The 22,539-nt window shown below is 69.7% G+C and carries 27 protein-coding genes; 11 read left to right on the top strand and 16 right to left on the bottom strand.

All coding sequences use genetic code 11. From position 1 onward, the window contains the following. Positions 1-424: 424 nt before the first annotated feature. A complete protein-coding gene (locus IEZ13_RS13195) occupies positions 425-664 on the bottom strand; it encodes a hypothetical protein (protein WP_183222450.1) in 240 nt (79 codons plus the stop codon). Positions 665-836: 172 nt separating this feature from the next. Here IEZ13_RS13195 and IEZ13_RS13190 point away from each other — a divergent pair, with 172 nt between their 5' ends. Next, positions 837-1,748 carry a helix-turn-helix domain-containing protein gene (locus tag IEZ13_RS13190; protein WP_183222751.1) on the top strand — a complete coding sequence of 304 codons (912 nt, stop codon included), beginning with the start codon at positions 837-839 and terminating at the stop codon, positions 1,746-1,748. 11 nt (positions 1,749-1,759) lie between these two features. Then, complete coding sequence (locus tag IEZ13_RS13185; RefSeq protein WP_203833859.1) at positions 1,760-1,993, top strand: DUF397 domain-containing protein; 234 nt, start codon at positions 1,760-1,762, stop codon at positions 1,991-1,993. Positions 1,994-2,027: 34 nt separating this feature from the next. Here IEZ13_RS13185 and ygfZ read toward each other — a convergent pair whose 3' ends face one another. From ygfZ to mtfM, 4 genes are all read right to left on the bottom strand, one after another. After that, a complete protein-coding gene (gene ygfZ, locus IEZ13_RS13180; protein WP_183222750.1) occupies positions 2,028-3,056 on the bottom strand; it encodes a CAF17-like 4Fe-4S cluster assembly/insertion protein YgfZ in 1,029 nt (342 codons plus the stop codon). A gap of 8 nt (positions 3,057-3,064) precedes the next feature. Next, positions 3,065-3,463: a Fur family transcriptional regulator gene (locus IEZ13_RS13175; RefSeq protein ID WP_183222749.1), complete on the bottom strand. Its 399-nt coding sequence runs from the start codon at positions 3,461-3,463 to the stop codon at positions 3,065-3,067. Between the two features lie 87 nt (positions 3,464-3,550). Next, positions 3,551-4,153 carry a heme-binding beta-barrel domain-containing protein gene (locus tag IEZ13_RS13170; RefSeq protein WP_183222448.1) on the bottom strand — a complete coding sequence of 201 codons (603 nt, stop codon included), beginning with the start codon at positions 4,151-4,153 and terminating at the stop codon, positions 3,551-3,553. After that, positions 4,150-4,254, bottom strand: coding sequence for a small membrane protein MtfM (gene mtfM, locus IEZ13_RS47470; RefSeq protein ID WP_043533180.1), 105 nt, complete (start codon positions 4,252-4,254; stop codon positions 4,150-4,152). Before mtfM ends, IEZ13_RS13170 begins: the two co-directional genes overlap by 4 nt. 14 nt (positions 4,255-4,268) lie before the next feature. Here mtfM and IEZ13_RS13165 point away from each other — a divergent pair, with 14 nt between their 5' ends. Next, on the top strand, positions 4,269-4,643 hold the full coding sequence (locus IEZ13_RS13165; RefSeq protein WP_183222447.1) for a DsrE family protein: 375 nt from the start codon (positions 4,269-4,271) through the stop codon (positions 4,641-4,643). Here the strand turns inward: IEZ13_RS13165 and IEZ13_RS13160 are convergent. The 3 genes from IEZ13_RS13160 to IEZ13_RS13150 are packed head-to-tail and all read right to left on the bottom strand — an operon-like array spanning position 4,637 to position 7,731. Continuing rightward, positions 4,637-5,494 (bottom strand): hypothetical protein, encoded by an 858-nt coding sequence (locus IEZ13_RS13160; protein ID WP_183222446.1) that lies wholly within the window; start codon positions 5,492-5,494, stop codon positions 4,637-4,639. The two genes, IEZ13_RS13165 and IEZ13_RS13160, sit on opposite strands and share 7 nt — an antisense overlap. Positions 5,495-5,519: 25 nt before the next feature. Next, a complete protein-coding gene (locus tag IEZ13_RS13155; protein WP_229794662.1) occupies positions 5,520-5,777 on the bottom strand; it encodes an NUDIX domain-containing protein in 258 nt (85 codons plus the stop codon). 58 nt (positions 5,778-5,835) lie between these two features. Continuing rightward, a complete protein-coding gene (locus IEZ13_RS13150) occupies positions 5,836-7,731 on the bottom strand; it encodes an ATP-dependent DNA helicase (protein WP_221245699.1) in 1,896 nt (631 codons plus the stop codon). A gap of 155 nt (positions 7,732-7,886) precedes the next feature. On the opposite strand from IEZ13_RS13150, the gene IEZ13_RS13145 reads away from it, so the two are divergent. Then, positions 7,887-8,396: a DUF402 domain-containing protein gene (locus IEZ13_RS13145; RefSeq protein WP_183222444.1), complete on the top strand. Its 510-nt coding sequence runs from the start codon at positions 7,887-7,889 to the stop codon at positions 8,394-8,396. Here the strand turns inward: IEZ13_RS13145 and sigJ are convergent. After that, a complete protein-coding gene (gene sigJ / locus IEZ13_RS13140; RefSeq protein ID WP_183222443.1) occupies positions 8,373-9,245 on the bottom strand; it encodes an RNA polymerase sigma factor SigJ in 873 nt (290 codons plus the stop codon). The two genes, IEZ13_RS13145 and sigJ, sit on opposite strands and share 24 nt — an antisense overlap. Positions 9,246-9,332: 87 nt before the next feature. Between sigJ and IEZ13_RS13135 the strand changes: the two genes are divergently transcribed. From IEZ13_RS13135 to IEZ13_RS13125, 3 genes are all read left to right on the top strand, one after another. Beyond that, a complete protein-coding gene (locus IEZ13_RS13135; RefSeq protein WP_229794661.1) occupies positions 9,333-10,292 on the top strand; it encodes a PI-PLC domain-containing protein in 960 nt (319 codons plus the stop codon). Positions 10,293-10,376: 84 nt separating this feature from the next. Beyond that, entirely contained in the window at positions 10,377-11,003 is a 627-nt protein-coding gene (locus IEZ13_RS13130; protein ID WP_183222441.1) for a DUF47 domain-containing protein, read from the top strand. A 3-nt stretch (positions 11,004-11,006) separates the two neighbouring features. Continuing rightward, positions 11,007-12,017: an inorganic phosphate transporter gene (locus IEZ13_RS13125; protein ID WP_183222440.1), complete on the top strand. Its 1,011-nt coding sequence runs from the start codon at positions 11,007-11,009 to the stop codon at positions 12,015-12,017. On the opposite strand, the gene IEZ13_RS13120 is transcribed toward IEZ13_RS13125, so the two are convergent. Then, positions 12,007-12,996 carry a Gfo/Idh/MocA family protein gene (locus tag IEZ13_RS13120; protein ID WP_183222439.1) on the bottom strand — a complete coding sequence of 330 codons (990 nt, stop codon included), beginning with the start codon at positions 12,994-12,996 and terminating at the stop codon, positions 12,007-12,009. The two genes, IEZ13_RS13125 and IEZ13_RS13120, sit on opposite strands and share 11 nt — an antisense overlap. Before the next feature lie 59 nt (positions 12,997-13,055). On the opposite strand from IEZ13_RS13120, the gene IEZ13_RS13115 reads away from it, so the two are divergent. Continuing rightward, entirely contained in the window at positions 13,056-13,832 is a 777-nt protein-coding gene (locus IEZ13_RS13115) for an NUDIX hydrolase (protein WP_183222747.1), read from the top strand. A gap of 381 nt (positions 13,833-14,213) precedes the next feature. On the opposite strand, the gene pstB is transcribed toward IEZ13_RS13115, so the two are convergent. From pstB to IEZ13_RS13085, 6 genes are all read right to left on the bottom strand, one after another. Further along, entirely contained in the window at positions 14,214-14,990 is a 777-nt protein-coding gene (gene pstB, locus IEZ13_RS13110; protein ID WP_183222438.1) for a phosphate ABC transporter ATP-binding protein PstB, read from the bottom strand. Between the two features lie 17 nt (positions 14,991-15,007). Further along, positions 15,008-16,093, bottom strand: coding sequence for a phosphate ABC transporter permease PstA (gene pstA, locus IEZ13_RS13105; protein WP_183222437.1), 1,086 nt, complete (start codon positions 16,091-16,093; stop codon positions 15,008-15,010). Then, a complete protein-coding gene (pstC, locus tag IEZ13_RS13100) occupies positions 16,090-17,160 on the bottom strand; it encodes a phosphate ABC transporter permease subunit PstC (RefSeq protein ID WP_183222436.1) in 1,071 nt (356 codons plus the stop codon). The genes pstA and pstC overlap by 4 nt, the downstream gene beginning before the upstream one ends. Positions 17,161-17,200: 40 nt before the next feature. Next, entirely contained in the window at positions 17,201-18,289 is a 1,089-nt protein-coding gene (gene pstS / locus IEZ13_RS13095) for a phosphate ABC transporter substrate-binding protein PstS (protein WP_183222435.1), read from the bottom strand. Between the two features lie 237 nt (positions 18,290-18,526). After that, entirely contained in the window at positions 18,527-19,408 is an 882-nt protein-coding gene (gene mshD / locus IEZ13_RS13090) for a mycothiol synthase (RefSeq protein ID WP_183222434.1), read from the bottom strand. 15 nt (positions 19,409-19,423) lie between these two features. Beyond that, positions 19,424-20,140: a winged helix-turn-helix transcriptional regulator gene (locus tag IEZ13_RS13085; RefSeq protein ID WP_183222433.1), complete on the bottom strand. Its 717-nt coding sequence runs from the start codon at positions 20,138-20,140 to the stop codon at positions 19,424-19,426. Between the two features lie 275 nt (positions 20,141-20,415). On the opposite strand from IEZ13_RS13085, the gene IEZ13_RS13080 reads away from it, so the two are divergent. The 3 genes from IEZ13_RS13080 (at position 20,416) to IEZ13_RS47870 (ending at position 22,429) form a co-directional block, all read left to right on the top strand. Beyond that, the gene (locus IEZ13_RS13080; RefSeq protein ID WP_229794659.1) at positions 20,416-21,417 is read left to right on the top strand and encodes a hypothetical protein; all 1,002 of its coding nucleotides are present in this window, start codon (positions 20,416-20,418) and stop codon (positions 21,415-21,417) included. A 126-nt stretch (positions 21,418-21,543) separates the two neighbouring features. After that, positions 21,544-22,281 (top strand): LmeA family phospholipid-binding protein, encoded by a 738-nt coding sequence (locus tag IEZ13_RS13075; RefSeq protein ID WP_183222432.1) that lies wholly within the window; start codon positions 21,544-21,546, stop codon positions 22,279-22,281. 70 nt (positions 22,282-22,351) lie between these two features. Beyond that, a complete protein-coding gene (locus tag IEZ13_RS47870) occupies positions 22,352-22,429 on the top strand; it encodes an Ms5788A family Cys-rich leader peptide (RefSeq protein WP_311733677.1) in 78 nt (25 codons plus the stop codon). Positions 22,430-22,539: the final 110 nt, after the last annotated feature.

The raw sequence follows: 22,539 nt of genomic DNA, 5'->3' as shown, positions 1-22,539 counted from the left end.
TAACCCAAGGTCTTCCAGGGGAAATAGATCATGGGTGGTGATCTACCGCCAGATGACGACCAGGAATCAAGATCGGCCCGGAGACCGCAGTCGACCGAGATCGCCGGCGAGTCGGGGTGACGCCGTGGCCATCCGAATGCGCGTCCGGCATCGCGGCCACCCGCAGCCGGGAGACAGCTCCAGCGGCACGGATGTTCCACACCGACCGGACCTCGGGAGTTGGTCGCCGTGATTTAAAAGGCACGCCATGTATCCGATCTTCGGATCCACGCCTCGACCTCGGCCTCCAGCCACACCCGCCCTTGGCGGAGCACCACGACAGGATCCGGAAAATCCTCCCTCGAAACCATTCTTCGTACGCGGCCGCGCGACCCGCCGAGACGCCGGTGAATCTCGGTGACGCCCATCAGCGCCAGGTCCCCGCTCATCCGGCGGCCGGCTCGGTCCAGTGCAGGAACCGCTCGAACAGCTCGGCGGCCGGGGTGTGCGGCAGAATGCGCGCGGCCTCTTCGAGGGCGTCCCACATCGCGATCCGCAACTGAACCGCGTCGTGGGTGGTCAGGAGATCCTCACGTGCCGGGTCGCACGGCCAGGGCCGGCCGCAGGCCAGGCAGTCCCAGTCGATTTTTCGCGCCGGGTCGTGCCCGGTCCTTGGAGTGCACATCCGACAGGCCCTCTCGATTACGGTGCTGACCAGGGAAGATTCTCCGATCGTGGCGGGCCCGAAAAATGAACGCAACAATCCAAAGAATGAAATCCTCGTCGATGCCTTGGTTTTCGCGATATCTGCGTGTACCTATTCCAGGAAGGCGCACGGAGTATTCCAGGAGAGGACGATGCCCGTGGTTGAAGCCACCCCCAGCTCCGGCTCGACGGTCCCTCGACGCCAACTCGGCCGGTTTCTGCGGCGATATCGAGAGGCCGCCGGAAAAACGATCAAGGACGCGTATGAACACATCGAGTGCTCACAACAGAAAATCTGGCGACTCGAGAAGGGCGATCCGAATGTGGTCGTCAAGTCCACTGAGGTGAAGCTGCTGTGCGACTTCTACGGCGTCCCCGATGACGTCAAGGAGGCCCTGGTCAGCCTGTCGAAGGAAACCAAGGTCAAAGGCTGGTGGCATGCGTACGGCGACGTGATCCCCGAGTGGTTCGAGCTGTACGTCGGCCTGGAGACAGCAGCAAGCCGCCTCCGAAAGTACGAACCATCCCTCATTCCGGGCCTACTTCAAGCCCACGCCTACCTTGAGGCGGTGATGACGGCCGAGCGGCCACGGGTTCCTGTCGAGGAGTTCGGTCGGAGAATCAGGGTCAAACAAGAACGTCAGGTGCTTCTGACGCGAGGCTTCCCGCCACCACCTCAACTGGATGTGATCATGGCCGAGGCTGTGATCCGGGCAAAGATTGAAACGCCGGGTGCCATGCAGCAGCAACTGTGGCACCTTCTCAGAGCCACAGACGAGTTGCCGCATCTACGATTGCGTGTCTTACCCTCCGTAGGCCCGCACTCAGCTGCCGCCTCCGGCGGTTTCACCATTCTTGAGTTTCCGCCAAGTGACCGCGGCAGCAGCGAGCCCCCTACGGTCTACAGCGAGAACATCACCGGAGCGCTCTACCTTGATCATCCGCGCGAGCTTGCCGTCTACGAGCAGGTGTGGGCCGAACTGGAGGAGTTAGCGCTGAATGAGAGAGACTCCAAAGCGATGATCACCACGCTCTTGAAGGATTTAGGGGATACATCGTCATGACCAGCAATAACATGACATGGCGCAAAAGCAGCCGATCCACCGCCAGCGGCGACTGTGTCGAAGTCGGCACTGTTTGGCGCAAGAGCAGCCGGTCTAGCGCCAACGGTGACTGCGTTGAAGTGGCCGACAATCTCCCCGATGTCGTGGCGGTTCGGGACAGCAAGGATCGGGACGGCGGCACGCTGACGTTCACCACCGCGCAGTGGACGGCGTTCATCGGCGGCATCAAGAACGGCGAGTTCTGAGGGCAGGGCCCGACCGCCAGGCCGGGCCCGGTTCCTACTCGGCGTCGATGGCGGCGGCCGACTCCCCCACCGTGAGGCGGGCGTCGTCGGGCACGTTGCGCTTCACCACGGCCAGCGCGATCATGCCCAGCTCGTGGTGCCGCACGGCGGTGCCGACGAAGCCGATCGCCCGCCCGTCCAGCTCCACGGCCGTGCCGCGGGCCGGTGGGTGATCGGTGGCGACCCCGTCCAGGTGCAGCAGGACCTGGCGGCGGGGCGGACGGCCCAGGTTGTGCACCCGGGCGACCGTCTCCTGACCGCGGTAGCACCCCTTCTCGAGGTGCACACTGGCCGCCATCAGCTCGATCTCGGCGGGAATCGTCCGGTGGTCGGTCTCCCAGCCCAGACGCGGGATGCGGGCCGCGACACGCACCGCCTCGTAGGCCCAGAGGCCGGCCGGCGCCACGCCCAGCCTCTCGACGACCGCCTCCTTCGCGGTACGTGGCACGAGCAGGTCCACACCGAGGGGCACGCGACGGGCCAGGCCGCCTTCGAATGCCCGTACCGGATAGGAGGATGTGGCCTGGGCCGGCACGGACCCGGCGGCGAACCGGCTCGCCGGAACCGCGCTGACCCGAGCGGCCGCGAGGTCCGGGAAGAGCTCGGCCGCACCGGGACCGACCAGCGACAGCACGGCGATCTCGGCGCTCGCGTCGCGGGGCTCCACCCGGGTGAAGAAGCGCATCATCTCCAGATACTTCAGGAGGCCCGCCCCCGCGCCGGGCTCGGTGTCGAGCCAGGCCGTCGTCCCGTCCTCGGTGACGAAGGCGTGCTGCTCGATGTGCCCGTTCGGCGAGAGGACCAGCAACTCGCTGCCCTCGCCGCTGGTCAGCGACGAGAGGTGCTGGGTGGTCAGCGTGTGCAGCCAGCTCGCCCGCTCCTCGCCGGGAACCGCGATCACCTCACGGTTCGACCGGTCGACCAGGCCCACCCCGGTCTCCAGCAGGCGCTGCTCGCGCATCGGGTCGCCGAAGTGCGCGGGCACACCGGCATCGGCCGAACCGGGGTCGAGATCCTCGACCATCACGACGGTCACTCGGACTCCTTGCAGTTGCCGCACAGGCCGAAGAGGGAGACGTGCCCGACGTCCACCCGGAACTCCCGCTCCCGCAGGAGCAGCCCGGTGACCGGCTCCATCACCCCCGGATCGACCTCGGCGATCGACCCGCACGACCGGCACACCAGGTGGACGTGCTGATCCTCGCCGGCCGCATGGTACGTCGGCGAGCCGTGCGAAAGATGGGTGTGATTGACCAGCCCCAGCTCCTCGAGCAGCTCGAGGGTGCGGTAGACGGTCGTGATGTTCACCCCGGCGGCCCGCTCCCGGACCGCGTTGTGCACCGACTCCGGTGTTGCATGACCGAGTTCGTGCACCGCTTCGAGGATCAGCTGGCGCTGCGGGGTGAGTCGCAGACCCCGCTCCCGGAGCATGGCGGCTAGCGATGTGGCGGACACGTTACGAGCATAGTTCGCTGGATCTCCCGCGGCGTCCCGCCACATCCGGACCGAAGGTGTCGCTCAGCCGCCGATCCGCAGCAGCCGGGCGGACATGTGCGGGTGCAGCTTGCTGTTGTCGACGGAGATCTCGTGGGCGTAGAGCAGCGCACCCTCGACGATCCCGAAGAGCCGCTGCCCACCGGTGACGTGCAGACCCGACGGCGTGTAGGCGACCGCGTCGGCGGTCATCTCCAGCCGCGTGTTGTTCGCCTTGCCCAGGTAGAGTTCGGCCACCCCGTCCGGCCGGATCATGGTGGCTTCCATCTCGTCACCGGGACGGTCGTCGACCAGCACCGGACGCCAGAACCCGGACTCGACCAGCGCCTGCCCGATCGGCTTCGACTCGTCGTCGAGCAGCCAGGCCCGCGACTCGAAGCGCAGGAACGACCGGCCGTCGTGGCTGATCCGGATCTCCTGGGCGAAGTTGTAGTCCTCGTCCACCGGGAACCCGCCCTGGCCACGGCCCCGCCACAGGCCCACGAAGGGCAGCAGGCCGAGCAGCGACGGGTGCAGGTCCGGGCCGGACCGCAGGTCGTGTGTGTCCTCGTAGGGATAGGGATCGACCGGAGGCGCATGCAGCCACGGCGGCGGGCCCAGTGGGTTTTCCGTCTCGCTGCCGCTCACCAGCGCCCCCTCGAAATACGCATTGCCAGATAGCCGAACCCGCCGGCCAGCCCACCCAGGGCGGCGACCAGCAGGCTCACGAACCCGATCTCGGTAACCATGACCGGCCCATCTTATGCTGACCGGTATGGCACGTTTGCTGGTCGTCAAGGCCACCGCCGGCGCCGACGCCCCGGAGCGCTGTTCGCAGGCCTTCAACGTGGCGAGCACGGCGGTGACCGCCGGCATCGACGTCTCCCTGTGGCTCACCGGGGAGTCCGCGTGGTTCGCCCTGCCCGGCCGGGCCGCCGAGTTCGACCTGCCGCACGCCGCACCCCTGCCCGACCTGCTGGAAGTCCTGCTGGCCGAGGCCCGGGTCACCCTCTGCACGCAGTGCGCGGCCCGCCGCGGCATCGGCCCCGGCGACGTCATCCCCGGCATCCGCATCGCCGGCGCGGCGGTCTTCGTCGAGGAGATCATGTCGGAGGGCGCGCAGGCCCTCGTCTACTGACGGCAGCCGGTGGTCAAGCTCACCTGCCACCGCCCACCCTCGGTGGTCGCCACGACCGATTCAAACCCGATCCGGTACGCCCATGCGCCCGGCTCCACCCACACCGGAAGCGTCCCCTCGGGCACGCCGACGGGCTCGCTCTCCGGCCGGGCCGCTCCACCGTCCGCCACGAACGTCGCCGCGGTCCCCCCGTCCGGGCAGGCGACGGCCCGGGTCTCCGTCGTGCCCACCCCGCCGTCAGCCGGATCCCCGCCGCCCTCAGCCGGGCTCGGGGTCCGGAGCGCCGCCAGCGTCTCGGTGAGCAGCTCCGGGGCCGGTCCGGAAGCCGGGTCGGCCCGGTCGAGCCGCTCCACGCCCGGCCGGCACCCGCTGGAGATCAGGATCCGCAGCACCTGGTCGGCGGACGACGCTTCGGCCGCGATCCCGACGAACTCTCCGGCATCCGCGAACAACGACAACCGGGTGGCGCCCCGGGCCACGGTCATCCCGGCCCGGTAGCCGGCCGGAAGCCCGGCCGCGATGCCGTCGAGCGCCGCGTGAGCCTCCCCCTCCGGCACGTAGACGGTCACCTCACGGCTGAGCTCGGCCCCGTCCCACGCCGGGGTGAGCGCGCACTCCTCGACCCGCAACTCCCCGAGCCGCAGTGCCCACTCACCGCCCTGAGCTGCCGAGACCACCGCACCGGCGGCCTCCCGCAGCACCGGCAGCGCCTGCCCGGCGTCCCGCTGCTCCGGCACCGTCGGCGGATCGGAACGCACCGACCACAACCCGCCGCCCAACAGCAGCACAGCCCAGGCGGTGACCCCACCGATCAGCCATCGACGCCGCCCCGCCCCTGTCACGGCAGTCATGGTGACACGTCGGGCCGGCGGAACCCTAGGTGAGGGACGCATACTCCCCGGACCGCAGGAACCGCTCGATCATCTCGGCGCTGCCCGGCGTGAAGGGCCGATCGAGCACCTCGGCCGCCGGCACGAACACCATGGCCGCGCCCTGCTCCGGTGTCTCTCCCGCTTCGATCGCCCCGCCGGGAAGCCCCCACACATTCGGAAAATAGGGCGCCTTGTCATCACGCAACTGCAGAAGCAGAGCCCCATCCCGATCCACCACGAACGTGCAGGCGATGAGAAGCACCAGCGTCCCTCCATCTCAAGGCTCTACAAACGACAACATTGATGTCGCCTGATCGTGGTCAGGTCTGGGCCAGGCGACGGAGGGCGCCCTCGGCGACGTCGGGCCTGGTCGTGTACCAGAACGGGGGCAGGGACTTGCGGAGGAAGGCGCCGTAGCCGCGGGCCGTCTCCAGGCGGGAGTCGAGGACCGCGACAACGCCCTTGTCGCCGGTGGAACGGATCAGGCGGCCGACCCCCTGGGCCAGGCGGACCGCCGCGATCGGGACGCTGACCGCGGAGAAGCCGGAACCGCCGGAGGCGTCCACGGCGGCCGAGCGGGCGGCGGCCAGCGGCTCGTCGGGGCGCGGGAAGGGCAGGCGGTCGATGACGACGAGCTGGCAGGCGTCGCCCGGCACGTCGACGCCCTGCCACAGCGACATCACCCCGAAGAGACAGCTCGCCCTGTCCTCTTTGAACTTGCGGACCAGGATCGGCAGCGTCTCCTCGCCCTGCAACAGGACCGGCAGGTCGGTCTTGGCGCGCAGCAGCTCGGCGGCCTGGGCGGCGGCCTTGCGGGAGGAGAAGAGCCCGAGAGTACGCCCGCCGAGCGCCTCGACCAGCCGGAGCAGCTCGGCCGCGGCCGCGTCGGGCAGGCCGGACGCCGCGGGCCTGGGCAGGTGCGCCGCCACGTACAGAATCCCCTGTTTGGGATAGTCGAAGGGCGACCCGACGTCGAGGGAGGTCCACCCGTCTCCGGAGGAGGCGCCGTCCGCGCCCGCGGGCAGCCCGAGGGAGCGGGCCACCGTGTCGAACCGGCCGCCCAGGGTGAGGGTGGCCGAGGTGACCACGACGGTCCGGTCCTTGTAGAGGCTCTCGGAGAGGGTGCCGGCCACCGACAGCGGCGCCACCACGAGCGCGCGGCGGCCGTGTCCCAGGTCGGACTTCTCCACCCAGGCGACGTCGTACGCATTCTCCTCGAGCAGCCGCTGAGCGGTGCCGGACAGCTCGTCGAGCACCGCCTTGGCCTGCTGCTTGCCGACCGGGTCGGAGTCGTCGGCCTTGATCTCGCCGATCGCGGACAGCCCGGACCGGGTGGCCAGCTCCAGGGTCGTGACGGCGCGCCGCAGCGCCTCCGGCAGGCCGTCGGTGAGCCGCCCGGCGGGCACGTCGGCCAGGCCCACGGTGAGGGCGTCGGCGGCCTCGGCGAGCTGTTCGGCGGCGGCCTGCGGGACCAGGGTGCGGGCGCGGCGGCCGGCCCGCTCGATCGCCTCCGGGGTGAGCTCGGCCTGGGCGGCCGAGGAGACCCGGTCGGCGAGCTCGTGTGCCTCGTCGACGACGAGCAGTTTGTGCGGCGGCACGATCTGCCGGCCGGCGAGCATGTCGACGGCGAGGAGGCTGTGGTTGGTGACGACGATGTCGGCCTCGCGGGCCCGGGTGCGGGAGGCCTCGGCGAAGCACTCCGCCCCGTACGGGCAACGGCCGGCCCCGACGCAGTCGCGTGCCGGCATGGACACCTGCCGCCAGGCGGTGTCGTCGACGCCGGGGTCCAGCTCGTCCCGGTCGCCGGTCTGCGTCTTCTCCGACCAGGCCCGGACCCGCTGGATCTGTTTGCCGAGCCGGCCCGCCTCGCCGAGCCACTGGCCGGCCTTGGGCGCGGGGGCGGCGTCGAACAGGGTGTCGGTGGGCCCCTCCTCGTCGGCGTGCTCCAGCTTGGCCACGCAGAGGTAGTGGTGGCGGCCCTTGAGCACGGCGAACGTGGGCTGGCGCCCGAGCACCGGCTGGACCGCCTCGGCGAGCCGGGGCAGGTCGTGCTCGACCAGCTGGTTCTGGAGCGCCAGGGTGGCCGTGGAGACCACCACCGGGCCGTCGACGAGCAGGGCCGGGGTCAGGTAGCCGAGGCTCTTGCCGGTGCCCGTGCCGGCCTGGACGAGCAGGTGCTCACGGTCCTTGATCGACTTCTCGATGGCCTCGACCATGGCCTGCTGACCTGGGCGGGCGGCCCCTCCGGGGACCGCGCCGACGGCGGCGGCGAGGAGCTGTCCGGCGGTGGTCTTCTTCTTGGCGGCTGCGGGCACGGTGGAACCGTACCCGCCACCACCGACATATCCGGGTCACCGCTAGGGTGCAAGCCATGCCGAGCGAGATGGTCCGGGTCATCTACACGAAGTACGACGGTTCGGCGCATCGTGACTACCCGGCCCGCCGCCTGGCCGAGGACGACCTGGGCACCTGGGTCGGCGTGACGCGCGGCACAGCGTCGGTCTACCACGGCCGCCCCTCGGTGGAGCAGATCCCGTTCGTCCTGTTGATCCCGCATCACGCCTGGTGGACCGGGATGTTCAACCCGCCGCCGCGGACCAGCGAGGTCTACTGCGACATCACCACCCCGGCCCGCTGGGAGGGTGACACGGTGCACATCGTCGACCTGGACCTGGACGCGGTCCGCCGCCGCGAGAGCGGCCTGGTCGAGCTGCGCGACGAGGACGAGTTCGCCGAGCACCGGGTCGCGTTCGGTTACCCGGAGGATCTCGTGGAGCACGCCTATTCCGCGTCCCACTACCTGCTCGGGGTGCTCGGCGACGGCACCGAGCCGTTCGCCTCGCACTACCGCAAGCACCTACTCGAGGTCACCCAGGACTAGCTTCTCCGGGTTCTGCTGGCTGAAGAGGCCGGTGATCCGCCCGTCGTCGACGGCGACGGCGACCGCCACCCGGAGCCCCTCGCCCCGGATCAGGATCGCGGCCGCGCCGTCGACCAGCACCGGTTCCATCGTGACGCCGCTGACGGCGGCGAATTTCCGGGCCAGCCCGAGGTAGAACCGGGCCACCTTCTCGGCGCCGAGGATCGGCCGGAGCGCGGACCGGACCACCCCGCCGCCGTCGCTGATCGCGACCACGTCGGGGGCGAGCACCGCGGCGAGGGTACGCATGTCGCCGTCCCGTGCCGCGGCGAGGAAGGCGTCGAGCACCCGCCGCTGCTCGGCCGGCCCGGCGGTGTGCCGGACGCCGCCGCCGGAGACCGCCCGGCGGGCCCGTGAGGCGTGCTGGCGGGCCGCCGCCGGTGTGCCGTCGAGCACCGCGGCCACCTCGTCGAACGGCACGCCGAACGCGTCGTGCAGGACGAACGCGACCCGCTGCTCCGGGGTGAGCCGTTCCAGCACCACGAGCAGCGCGAGGCTGACCTGGTCGGCGATCTCGGCCCGGTCGGCGGGGCCGGCGTCCGGTTCGACCACGAAGGCGGGCAGCCACTCCCCGGGGTACGCGGTACGGCGTACACGGGCGGAATTGAGCTGGTCCAGGCAGATCCGGCCGGTGACCGTGGTGAGCCAGCCCCGCGCGTCCCGGATGTCGCCGGCCGGCTGTTGCGCGTAGCGCAGCCAGGCTTCCTGGACCGCGTCCTCGGCCTCGGTCCGGTTGCCGAGCATCCGGTACGCGACGGCCATCAGATAGGGACGGTGGGCCTCGAACTCGGTCACGGTCGGCGACGGCATGAAGGAAATTCTGCGGGAGATTGCCGGTTCCCGGGAGTCGACTGTGCCACAGTATGAAACACCCATAAAGTACGAATCGGATGGTGCGTGTTGCAGGACATGGCGACTCTCGCCGGCGGCCTGGCCGGTCTCGCCGGAGCCGGTGGCGCGGTCTCGGTCGCGGTATTCCGCCGTTCCCGCCGCTCCTGGCTGACCTCCGGGCACGCGCTCACCGGGCCGGCCCTCGCCGACCCGCTGCCCGGGGTGCTCAAGCTCGGACTGGGCGGGATGACCGTACGGGTCTACCCCGGACCCCGCGGCGAACTCTTCCTCGGGCCCGGCGCCCCGCAACCCGGCCGCACCCTGCGCCGCCTGGTGCTGGCGCCGCTCTTCGCCCGGGCCATGGCCGCCGACGGCCGGCTCTGGCCGAACCAGCAGGCGCCGTTCCGGCTGGTGGTCGAGTTCGGCGGGCCGAGCCGGGACCCGCAGGCGCTGCTGCGCGCCTACCGGATGCTGGACCGGCAGCTGCGCGACCACGCCGACCTGCTCAGCCGGAGCCGCGACGGGGTGCTGACCGCGGGCGCGGTGACCGTCACGGTGACCGGCGCGGTCGACGTCCGTGAGCTGCTCGCCGCCCAGTCCGAGCGGTACGCGTTCACCGACGGCACCTTCGACGACCTGGGTTCCCGCGCCGCCCCGCCGGACCTGGTCCCGATGGTGAGCGAGTGGTGGACCAGGCGGTTCGGCTGGGACGGCCGCGATCCGATCACCGCCGAGGAACGGCATCAGCTGCACGCGCTGGTCCGGGCCGCGCACGACGACGGCCGTACGGTCCGGTTCTCCGGGCTGCCGGACGGCTCCCGCAAGGCCCGTGCGGCGGTGTGGAGCGAGCTGGGAGCGGCCGGTGTGGACGTGATCGCCGACGCCGACCTGACCGGGCTGGCCCGGCACCTGCGCCGGCACCCGGTCAGCGGAACCCCTCGCCCGCATCTGCCGACGAGGGCGGTACGCCGTTCCGTCCCCCGCCCGAACGCGCCCCGCACGGTTGCACATCACGAACAGGTTTAACCCCGTCGCGAAGGGTGAACCCGCGTGGACCGATAGCATGCCTCCGGAGATCCATCCACAAGACCGCCGATCGAGGTCCGCGCCGTGAAGTTCTCATTCCGTCCCGTCGAGGGCGCCTTCTACGAACTCTTCACCAAGGCCGCGTCCAACCTGGTGAAGGGAACCGAGCTGCTCAACGAGCTCGCGCTGCCCGGAGTGGACGTCCAGTCGGTCGCCGACCGGCTGAGCGACGTGGAGCACGACAGCGACTCGATCACCCACGAGCTGTACAAGAAGATCAATTCCACCTTCATCACCCCGTTCGACCGGGAGGACATCTACTCGCTCGGCTCCCAGCTGGACGACGTGATGGACCACCTGGAGGCGGCCGGCAACCTGCTGTACCTGTACGGGCTGACCGACCTGCCGTCGCTCCCGCGGGAGATGCACGAGCTGGTCACCGTGCTGGACCAGCAGGCGAAGATCACCGCCGAGGCGATGCCCCGGCTGCGCTCGATGAAGAACCTCGAGGACTACTGGATCGAGATCAACCGTCTGGAGAACGACGGCGACCGCGCCTACCGGATGCTGCTGGTCCGCCTCTTCTCCGGGGAGTACGACGCTTTGACCGTCTTGAAGATGAAAGAGGTCGTCGACGAGCTGGAGGCGGCCTGTGACGCCTTCGAGCACGTGGCCAACACGGTCGAGACCATCGCGGTCAAGGAGTCCTAGACCTTGGATCCCGAATTCATAGCGGTCGTGGCGGTGATCCTGGCCGCGATGGCGTTCGACTACACGAACGGCTTCCACGACGCCGCGAACGCCATCGCCACCAGCGTGAGCACCCGGGCGCTGACCCCGCGGGTCGCGCTGGTGATGGCCGCGGTCGGCAACTTCATCGGCGCCCACCTGGGCACCGAGGTGGCCAAGACGGTCGGTGACGGCCTGGTCAACCTGCCGACCGGGATCGCCAGCCTCGGCGTCGTGTTCGCCGGCGTGCTCGGCGCCATCGTCTGGAACCTGATCACGTGGTATTTCGGGTTGCCGTCCAGCTCGTCGCACGCGCTCTTCGGCGGCCTGGTCGGCGCCACCCTCTTCGCCACGGCCGGCGAGGTCCAGTGGGACAACATCATCAACAAGGTGCTCATCCCGATGGTGCTGTCGCCGCTGGTCGGGCTGGTGCTCGGCTTCGTGATGATGGTCGCGATCATGTGGATCTTCCGGCGCGGCCACCCGGGCCGGCTGAACCGCGGTTTCCGGTGGGCGCAGACGGTGTCGGCGGCGGCGATGTCCGTCGGGCACGGCGTGCAGGACGCCGCGAAGACCATGGGCATCGTGGTGCTGGCCCTCTACACCGGCGGCATCCAGGACGACCCCACGCACATTCCCGAGTGGGTGTACTGGACGTCCGCGACCGTGCTGGCGGCCGGCACCTACTCCGGCGGCTGGCGGATCATCCGCACCCTGGGCCGCAAAATCATCGACCTGGGCCCGGCCGAGGGGTTCGCGGCCGAGACCGTGGCCAGCTCGGTGCTGTACTTCAACGCCCTGGTGCTGGGCGCGCCGATCTCGACCACGCACACCATCACCTCGGCGATCATGGGCGTGGGCGCGACGAAGCGGCTCAGCGCGGTCCGCTGGAACATGGCGGGCAACATCGTGATCGCGTGGATCACGACGTTCCCCGCCGCCGCGTTCATCGCCTGCCTGATCTACTTCGTGGTCCGGCCGCTCTTCAGTCAGTGAGCTGGTAGGCCACGCCGATCTGATCGCGCAGCGCGTCCAGCAGGGCCATCACCTCGAGCGTGGTGGCCTGCGGGACCAGCGGGCTCTCCAGCTCACCGGCGAGCAGGCAGCGCTGCACCTCGGCCGCCTCGAACTGGTAGCCGCTGCCCTCGAAGGGGAACTCCCACGTCTCCGGCGCGCGGTCCGGCCGGTTCAGCACGAACGAGCGCGGCGCGAAGAAACTGACCGGCAGGTCGATCCGCCCGGCGGTCCCGGTGATCGAGGCCGCGTTCCGGCTGGCGCCGTTGATGCTGCACGTCAGCGCGGCCACCGCACCGGCCTGGTAGCCCAGCAGGACGCCGGTGTTCTCGTCCACCCGCTCCGGGGTGAGATGCGCCCAGGCGTGCGCCGAGGCCGGCGAACCCAGAATCAGATGCGCCAGGTGGATCGGGTAGACGCCCAGGTCGAGCAGCGCGCCGCCGCCCAGCCGCGGGTCGCGCAGCCGGTGCGTGGCCTCGAACGGGCCCTGGAGCCCGAAGTCGGCGTGCAGGGCGCTGACGTCGCCGATCGCGCCCCCGGCGACCAGCTCGGCGATCTTCCGGATCGCCGGGTTGCAGCGCATCCACATGGCCTCCATGAGGAACACCCCACGGGCCCGGGCCGCCTCGATCAGCGACGTGGCGGAGGCCAGATCCACGGTGATCGGCTTCTCCACGAGCACCGCCTTGCCGGCCTCCACGCACAGCATCGCGGCGTCCAGGTGGAAGGCGTGCGGCGTGGCCACGTAGATCGCGTCGACGCCGTCGTCGGCCGCCAGGTCCGCGTACGAGCCGTGCGCCCGGGCGAACCCGAACCGCTCGGCGAACGCCTCGGCGCTCGCGAGGTTCCGCGAGCCGACCGCGGCCAGCTCGGCGCCCGCCACCAGGGGCAGGTCGGCCGCGAATGTACCGGCGATCCCACCGGGACCGAGAATCCCCCAGCGCACCTTCTGTCCAGTCATGATCGATACCGTATCGCCCGGGGCACCTGCGGTGGCAGGATCGACCGGTGACCGACTCGATGCCGCTTCCCCCCGCCATGTCGCAGCGCGCACGTGAGTTCACCGGTCCACCGGTCCCGGCCCGCCCGGCGGCCACGGTGGTCCTGCTCCGGCCGCACGCCGACACCTTTCAGGTCTACGTCCTCCGCCGGGCCTCCACCATGGTCTTCGGCGGCCTCTACGCCTTCCCGGGCGGGACCGTCGACCCCTCGGACCGTCCCGACACCATCCGCGCCGACTGGCCCGGGCGTCTGGGCGTGCCCACCGAGGAGGCGCACGCGGTGGTCGGCGCCGCCGCCCGGGAGCTCTTCGAGGAGACCGGCATCCTGCTGGCCGGCCCGCTCGCCGAACCGGACCACACGGCCACCGCCACCGACGGCGTCGACTGGGAGACCGACCGCGCCGCCGTCCAGCGCCGCGAACTCACCATGACCGAGCTGCTCGCCCGGCGTGGCATGCGCCTGCGCGACGACCTGCTGCTGCCCTGGGCCCGCTGGATCACCCCGGACTTCGAGTCCAAACGGTTCGACACCTGGTTCTTCGTGGCGCTGCTCCCCGAGTCGCAGACCGCCCGCGACGTCTCCGGCGAGGCCGACCGCACCGCCTGGATCACCATCGAGGACACCGCCGGCCTCCCGATGCTGCCGCCCACCCGGCGCACCCTCGACCAACTGGCCGCCTGCAAAACCATCCCGGACGTCGTCGCCGCCTCCGCCCACCGCGACGCCGCAGCCCCCCTCAACCCCCGCGTCGAGCTAACCCCCGACGGCCAGGTGGTCCTCCACATCCCGTCCTGACTCCGGCTCAGAGCAACCCGATCTCGGCCCGGATCAACCCCACCAAACCGTTTCTTGTACGCGGAGGGCAGCCCCCACAGAATCGTGACCGTCCCGCCCGCTCCGCGCGACCATCTGCCGGGCCCAGCCCGTGCCGCGCCCGCCGGGCGTAGATCGGTGGTCCAGCAAACCCAAACCACAAGACACCACCCACCCTTACGGCGGTGCACTCAACGTCCTCCGCAAAACGCCGCCGGTGTCGAGGCAAGCGATTTGCCGACGCAGCGGGGTGTGCTGCGGCGGGAAATCGCCTGCCTCGACACCGGTTACAAGGCGTTTTGCCGCGGAGCGAAGCGGAGCAATCAGGCACAGCGAAGCGGAGCAATCAGGCACAGCCCAGCTCTATCCGAAGCGTCCCGTGATGTAGTCCTCGGTCTTCCTCTGGGTGGGGTTGCTGAAGATCTTCTGGGTGTCGTCGTACTCGATCAGGCGGCCCGGGTCGCCGGTCTTGTCGATCGAGAAGAACCCGGTCTTGTCGCTGACCCGGGCAGCCTGCTGCATGTTGTGCGTGACGATGATGATCGTGAAGCGGTCCTTCAGCTTGAACATCAGGTCCTCGATCGCCAGCGTCGAGATCGGGTCGAGGGCGGAACACGGCTCGTCCATCAGCACGACCTGCGGCTCGACCGCGATGGTGCGGGCGATGCAGAGGCGCTGCTGCTGACCGCCGGAGAGACCCGCGCCGGGCCGGTCGAGACGGTCCTTGACCTCGTCCCACAGGTTCGCGGAGCGCAGTGACTTCTCGGCGGCCTCGTCCAGCAGCGACTTCTTCCTGACGCCGTTGAGCTTGAGGCCGGCGACCGCGTTCTCGTAGATCGACATGGTCGGGAACGGGTTGGGCCGCTGGAAGACCATGCCGATCATGCGGCGGACGGCGGTGACGTCCACGTCCGGGTCGTAGATGTTCTGGTCGTCGATGGTCAGGCTGCCCTCGATGCGGGCGCCCGGCAGCACCTCGTGCATGCGGTTGATGGACCGCAGGAACGTGGACTTGCCGCAACCGGACGGGCCGATCAGAGCGGTGATCGTCTTCGGCTCGACCGTCATCGAGACGCTGTCGATGGCCTTGAACGAACCGTAGTAGGAGGAGACGTTGCTCGCCTCGATGCGCTTTGCCATGGCGGGGTACACCTTCTTTACCGGGACAGTTTGTTGCGTCGGGCGAGCAACTTGGCGGCGATGGTCAGGATCAGGACCAGCGCCACCAGGGTCAGCGCGGCGGTCCAGGCCCGGGCCGGCGCGTATCGGGAGGCGTCTCCGGCCTGCTGGTAGACGAAGAGCGAGAGGGACTGCTGGTTCCCGCCGAACGGGTCGAAGTTGATCGCCGCGGCGCCGCCGGCGACCAGCAGCACCGGGGCGGTCTCGCCGGCCGCGCGGGCGACGGCGAGCATGACGCCGGTGACGATGCCGGGCAGGGCGGTCGGCAGGACGACCTTGAGGATCGTCTTCCACTGGGGGACGCCGAGCGCGTACGAGCCCTCGCGGAGCGGCCCGGGCACCAGGCGCAGCATCTCCTCGGTGGAGCGGACGATCGTCGGCAGCATCAGCACGGCCAGGGCCAGTGAGGCGGCGAAGCCGGAGAACCGCGGCTGCCCGTTGTTGAACCACGGGCTGACGATCAGGACCCAGAACGACAGGATGAACAGACCGGCCACGATCGACGGGATACCGGTCATCACGTCGACGAAGAAGCGGACCGTGCCGGCGAACTTTCCGCGGCCGTACTCGACCAGGTAGATGGCGCCGAGCACACCGAGCGGCACCGACATCAGGGTGGCGATGCCGACCTGCTGCAGGGTGCCGATGATGGCGTGGTAGGCGCCACCCAGCGGGTCCCGGGCGCCGATGTTGTTCATCGAGGTGCTGAAGAAGTTCGCGTCGAGGCGCTCGACGCCCTTGGAGACCAGCGTCCACACCACCGAGGCGAGCGGCAGGATGGCCAGGACGCACGCGGAGTAGATGAGCGCCTGCATGCTGCGGTTCTTGGCGGCCCGCTTGCCCTCCACCCGGCTGGCGGCGAAGTACAGGCCGACCAGGTAGAGGAAGGCCCCGACCACGACGGCCAGGACCCAGTTGCCGATCCCGGTGCCGAGCACGACCACCGCGGCGACCGCGAAGGCGGCGACCGCGACGAGCACGTTGGTGACGACCGGGAGCTTGCGGCTGCGAATGTGGTCCGGCGTCATGACGACGCCCGGCACCTGACGTTCCAAAATACTCATGCGGCACTGTCCCGGAACTCGCGACGGCGGTAGATGATCGCTCGCGCCGTCATGTTGACCACCAGCGTGATCACGAAGAGCACCAGGCCGGAGGCGATCAGGGCGCCGCGGCCGGTCTCGTTGGCCTCACCGAAGGCGTTCGCGATGTTGGCGGCGATCGAGTTGCCGCCGTTCTCGATCAGGTTGAAGTTGATTTTGAAGGCGATGCTGAGCGTCAGGGCCAGGGCGATGGTCTCGCCGAGCGCGCGGCCGAGGCCGAGCATCACGGCGGCGATCACACCGGGCTTGCCGTACGGCAGGACCGCGGTCCGGATCATCTCCCAGCGGGTGGCGCCGAGGGCCAGGGCGGCCTCCTCGTTCATGCCGGGGGTCTGCTGGAACACCTCACGGGAGAGCGAGGTGACGATCGGCAGCACCATGATCGCCAGCACCAGGCCGCCGAGCATGATGGACTGGCCGAACGGGCCCTCGCCGCCGAAGAGCGGGATCCAGCCGAAGTACTCGTTGAGCCAGATCGAGAAGTCGCGGACCGGCTGCTGGAACACGTCGCGGCCCCAGAGACCGAAGACGACACTGGGCACCGCCGCGAGCAGGTCGATCACGAAGCCCAGTGGGGTCGCCAGGCGCCGGGGAGCGTAGTGCGACAGGAAGAGCGCGATGCTCAGCGCGATCGGCACCGCGACGATCAGCGCGATGATCGAGCTGAGGACGGTGCCGAAGGCGAGCGCGGCGATGCCGAAGACGGGTTCCGTGTCGTTCGGGAACCACTTGAGTTCGGTCAGGAAGCTGGCGTTGTTGGCCTGGAGGGCCGGCACCGCCTTGGAGATCAGGAAGACGGCGATGGCGACGATGATGACCAGCACCATCGCACCGGCGGCCGTGGACAGGCCACGGAAGCCCGTCTCTATCGAGAAGCGGGTCTTCTTGGGCAGTGCGCCACCGCCACCGAGCGGGGGCTCGTTGTAGTTGCTCGGAGAATTGCCGTAGCCGGCGCCCTGAGCGTGACGCGGGGTCACGCCCAGGTCGCCGGCGGTGGCGTTCACCGAGCGGGAAGGGTAGTCACCCATCTGCGCGCTCGCTGTCGTCTAGGAGGGATTGACGGATGGGTCAGGAGATCTTGGCGACCGAGTCCGCGACCTTGGTGCGGAGGGTCTCCGGCAGCGGGGCGTAGCCCAGGTCCGCGAGCGCCTTCTGGCCATCGCTGCTGGAGGTGTACTTCAGGAAGGCCTGGACCTCCTTGGCCTTCGCGCTGCCCTTGCTGCACGCGATCTCGTAGGTCACCAGCACGATCGGGTACGCGCCGGGGGTGGTGGTGGCGTAGTCCAGGCTGAGGGCCAGGTCGCCGTCGGTGCCCTTGATCTCGGCGTTCTCGAAGGTCTTGCCGGCGCTCTCACCGGACAGCTCGACGTACTCGCCGGCGCCGTTCTTGATCTTCGCGGTCTGGAGGCCGCTGTTCTCGGCGAACGACAGCTCGACGTACGAGATGGTGTTCGGGGTGCTCTTGACCTTGGTGGCGATGCCGTCCGACTTGGAGACGCCGGTGCCGCCCGGGGCCTTCCACGCCTTGGCGTTGCTGTAGGTCCAGTCCGCCTCGGCGGTCTTGCTCAGGTACTTGGTGAAGTTGTCGGTGGTGCCCGACTCGTCCGCCCGGTGCACCGTCTCGATCTTGGCGTCGGGCAGCTTGGCGCCGGTGTTCTCGGCGGCGATCGCCGCGTCGTTCCACTTGGTGATCTTGCCGGCGAAGATCTTCGCGATGGTGGAGGACGAGAGCTGGAGGCCGTCGACGCCCTCGACGTTGTAGACGACCGCGATCGGGCCGATCACCATCGGGAGGTTGAGCGCCTTGCCACCGGCGCACTTGGCGTCGGCCTGCGGCTGCTCCTCCTCCTTGAGCGCCGAGTCGGAACCGGCGAAGTCGGCGGTGCCGGCGATGAAGGCCTCGATGCCCGCGCCGGAGCCGGTGCCCTGGTAGTCCACCTTGGAGTCGGCGCACTTGGTCTGGTACGCCTTGATCCAGTCGTCCATGGCGTTCTTCTGAGCGGTGGAGCCCTGCGCCGTCAGGCTGCCGCCGACGCAGTCGCCCGGCGCCGCGGACGAGGTGCTGCCGGCGGACTCGTTGTCGGAGCCGCACCCGGTGAGCGCGATCGCCGCAGTCAAAGCAATGCCGGCCACGAAACCGGACCGCTGGAGCTTCACGGTAGTCCCTTCGGGGTTATGCAGCCGGTCTCTCACCGGCTCACACCCGAAAAGCTAAGAAGGCCAGGTGACTGGATTCCTGGTCGTAAATGAACTGGGAGTGAACACGTACGTCCCAGAAGGTAGCCATCCCCCTAGAGACAGTTGTCCGTTAAGTGAACTGCGCTCCCCCTACCCGAAATGTCGGGTATATACGGCCAGCCGTGACCTCAGCGAGACAAGCGCTTGTCCGCGCCGTTATCGGCGGTAATTGACGTCGGTCTTGTAGACCTCGAACCCGAGACGCCGGTACAGCTTCACGGCGGCCGTGTTCGACTCGTCGACATAGAGGCTGGAGACCGTCAGACCGGCCCCGGCGAGATGCCGCAGACCCGCCACGCTCAGCGCGGCGCCCAGCCCGCGCCGGTGCCCGGACGGGTCGACACCGAGCACGTAGATCTCCCCGATCGCCGGCTCGTCACCCGAGGCCGGATGCACCTTGGTCCAGTGGAAACCCAGCACGGTGTCGGCGACGTCCACCGCGAGCAGGAAGCCGGCCGGGTCGAACCACGGCTCGTCCTCCCGGGTCAGCAGATCCGGAAGGGTCCAGCGCCCCTGCTCCGGATGATCGGCGAAAGCCTTCGCGTTCACCTCGAGCCAGGCCTGCTCGTCGGCCCCGGGACGGAAGACCCGGACGGTCACGCCCTCGGGCAGCGGGATGTCGGGTAGCGGCTCGAGCAGGGAACGGCGCATCTGCCACAGCACCCGGGCGCGCTCGAAACCGGTCCGCGCGGCGAAGGCGGCCGCGCCGGGATCGTCACCGTGCGCCCAGAACCGCAACGGGCCCGGCCCGGCGGCGGTCAGCAGCTCGGTGCCGACGCCGGCCCGGCGGAACTGGGGGTGGACGATCAACTCGCCGGAGGCGTCCTCCACGAAGGCGTAGCCGGCCAGCCGGTCACCGGCGTAGGCCAGCAGGTGCCGCCCCTGCGCGGAGACGCCGCCACGGACCCGCAGCACGACGTCCTCGGAGAGCGGGTAGACGCCGTCCAGATAGCCGGCGGCCGCGGCCAGGGCCAGCACGTCGTCCACCTCGGACGACGACAGCCGGTCCGTGGCACGGACCGGCTGTCGCGACGTCATGGAGGAAACTCTAGATCAGACCGGGAGCGAGACGGGCTCGTTGTCCGGCAGCTGGCGGCCGGACGGCGGGGTCACGAACTTGTAACCCACCTGGCGGACGGTGCCGATCATCGACTCGTACTCCGAGCCGAGCTTGGCACGCAGGCGCCGGACGTGGACGTCGACCGTCCGGGTGCCGCCGAAGTAGTCGTAGCCCCACACCTCGCGCAGCAGCTGGTCGCGGGTGAAGACCCGGCCCGGGTGCTGGGCGAGGAACTTGAGCAGCTCGAACTCCTTGTACGTGAGGTCGAGCGGCCGGCCCTTGAGCTTCGCGGCGTAGGTGTCCGGGTCGATGTTGAGCTCGCCGGCCCGGATCGAGCCGCCGGCGCCGGCGGTCGCGTTGTTGAGACGGCCGACCGACAGGCGCAGCCGCGCCTCGACCTCGGCCGGTCCGGCGCTGGCGAGGATGACGTCGTCGACACCCCAGTCCGCGTTCAGCGCGATCAGCCCGGCCTCGGTGACGACCGCGATCAGCGGGACACCGATTCCGGTGGCGTGCAGCATCCGGCAGGTGGCGCGCGCCTCCGAGAGCTCGGAGCGGGCGTCCACCAGGACGGCGTCGGGGCTGGGCCCGGACACCAGGGTTCGTACGTCGCGCGGAGCGGTGCGAACCGAGTGGGGCAGAAGGTCCAGAGCGGGCAGTACGGCAGAAGGCTCACCGGCACGTGCCGTGACCAGCAGAAGGATCTCCACACTCACCTCCGTCCTCGCGGCACAGGCCGCTCGGGTGACCCGGTCTGCGCAGCACTGGAGGCTTCGCCACCGGAGTTTGGGGCCCGGCGTCACCGACGGGTGGGTTGCGGTTACCTTAACCGATACATCAGGCTGAACACCCGGGTCGCACTCGCAAGTGATGTAGAGAACGCGATGAAGGTGGCCGAACGGCCGATCCTTAACCGGCTTTTTACCCGAGGATTGCCACGCCCGGCGATTGGGTCCGCGGACCCGGGTCTGGCACGATCGCAGTCGTGTTTCCCTCCATGCCGAACGACGACCCCTGGGACGCCGAAGCCTCTCAGCAGGTCGCCCGGATGAATCCAGGCCGCCCCAAGGCCGGGTTCTACGGCGCCGTCCCCGAAGAGGAGGGGGACGACCGTCCCACCTCCGCGGATCACGAGGACGACGAGTTCGAAGAGATCCCGATAGCCACGGTCCGGCCCAGACTGTCGGCCGCGATCGGTGGCTTCGCCGCGCTGCTCGCCATCGCGCTGGTCATCGGGGCGCATGCGACCGGCCCGGGTTCGCGCGTGTCGTACGCGATCGTGCTCTTCGGAGTGCAGTTGCTCGGCCTGCTCGCCTGGACCATGGCCCTGCACCCGCCGGCGGCGGGCGCCACCGCCGCGATCGTCGCGGTGACCGCGCTGGCCACCGACTACCTGGCGGTCACCGGCGAGGACACGCTGCTCCCGCTGGTCTGGGTGACGCTCGGCGGTTTCGTGGTGACGCTGGTGGCGCAGATGATCCGGGCCGAGGACCGGCAACGGGCCCGGGACTCGTGGCGGACCACGCTGATCATCGTCAGCGGCGCGACGGCGTACTCGATCATGATTTTGCTGGTCCGTGAGCCGCTCGGCGCCCAGGCCATCCTGGTCTGCTGCACCGGCGCCGGGGTGGCGCTGCTGACCGCCCGGCTGGCCGACGCGGTCTTCCCGAAACCGCGGATCGCGCTCCAGGTGCCGCGCGGCGCGACCGGCATCGTGCTCGGCGCGATGCTCGGCACGCTGGCCGCCTCCCTGCTCGGCAGTTACCTGGTGCTGCCGTTCACCCCGGCCAAGGGTGCGGTGCTGGGCCTGGTCGCCGCGGTGGCCGCCCACCTGATCGACCTGGCCGTCAACTTCGGCGAGGCGGGGCGCCGACTGGCCGGGGAGGCGCCCACCTTCTGGCTGGCACGGCACATGCAGGGGCCGCTCGGCGGGTTCGCGCTCACCGCGTTCGCGGCGTACTCACTGGTTCACCTCTACCTCACCTGACACACCGGTTTCGGTGAACCCTCGACCCGGGCATGTACGTTCCCCAGGGTGGATGAGCTGGGAGGAACAGTGACCGAGGTGCACGTATCAGGACGTCCGCGGCGTCGCCGTCGTGGGCGTGCCCTGATGATCGTCGTCCTGACGCTGCTGCTGCTCCTGTTCCTCGGTGTCGTGGTGATCGACCGGATCGGCTCGTCGTACGCCGAGGGCGTCCTCGCCGAGAAGGTGTCCCAGCAGGTCGCCGACCAGGGCGCCACCAGCGGCACCCCGGAGGTCGAGATCGCCGGCGTCCCGTTCCTGACCCAGGTCCTGGCCGGGAAGTACCAGGAGATCCGGATCTCGCTGCCGGACTTCTCGGCCCCGACCGGCACCGACGTCACGGTGCGGATGGACTCGCTGGACATCCGGGCCACCGACGTCAGCGCGCCGCTCAGCGCCCTGCGCGACGGCACCGGCGACGTGCGGGCCGAGACGGTCACCGGCACCGGCACGATCGACTACGACGTGATCGCCGACGCGACCGGTCAGCCGGGCCTGACCCTGGCCGAGAAGGACGGCAGGGTCGTCGGCACCGCCGAGCTGAAGATCTCCGGCCTCCAGACCGTCGAACTGGCCGGCACCGCCGACCTGAGCGTCGCCAAGGGCAAGGTTCAGGTGCGTTTCTCCGATGTGACGGCCAAGGACGTGGCGCCCAACCCGTTCGTCCAGGGCCAGATCGATTCGTACGTGAAGCGGATGACGTTCACCGTCGACGTCCCGGATCTGCCGATGAACCTCCAGGTCCAGGAGCTGACCCCGCTGCCCGAGGGCCTGCGGGTCACGTTCGGCGCCAGCGACGTGGCGCTCGCCGGGGCGGGCGCCTGACCGGCCGCGTCTTCCCGGATGGTGGTCGGTGCTGTTCCGCTGGCTGAGCCCGCTGGTAGGGTCGGTTCCCATGAGCCTGTTGCTCACGAAAAGGCGCGCGGTCGACCTGTGCCGCGTGGCCGCGTGCCTGTGTCGCCCCGTTCACTGACGGGGCCACTCGGTGCTGAGCACCTTTTCTGATAGCCCAGGGCATTTCTAGCCCGGCAGTGGCGCCGTCGCACAAGCAGCCCGTGATCCCAACCACCCATGGGTCCGCGC

The sequence above is a fragment of the Actinoplanes campanulatus genome, assembly GCF_014647795.1.
Lineage (GTDB): Bacteria > Actinomycetota > Actinomycetes > Mycobacteriales > Micromonosporaceae > Actinoplanes > Actinoplanes campanulatus.
The sequence above is the reverse complement of the archived record's forward strand: the minus strand, read 5'-3'. Positions and strand labels throughout refer to the sequence as shown.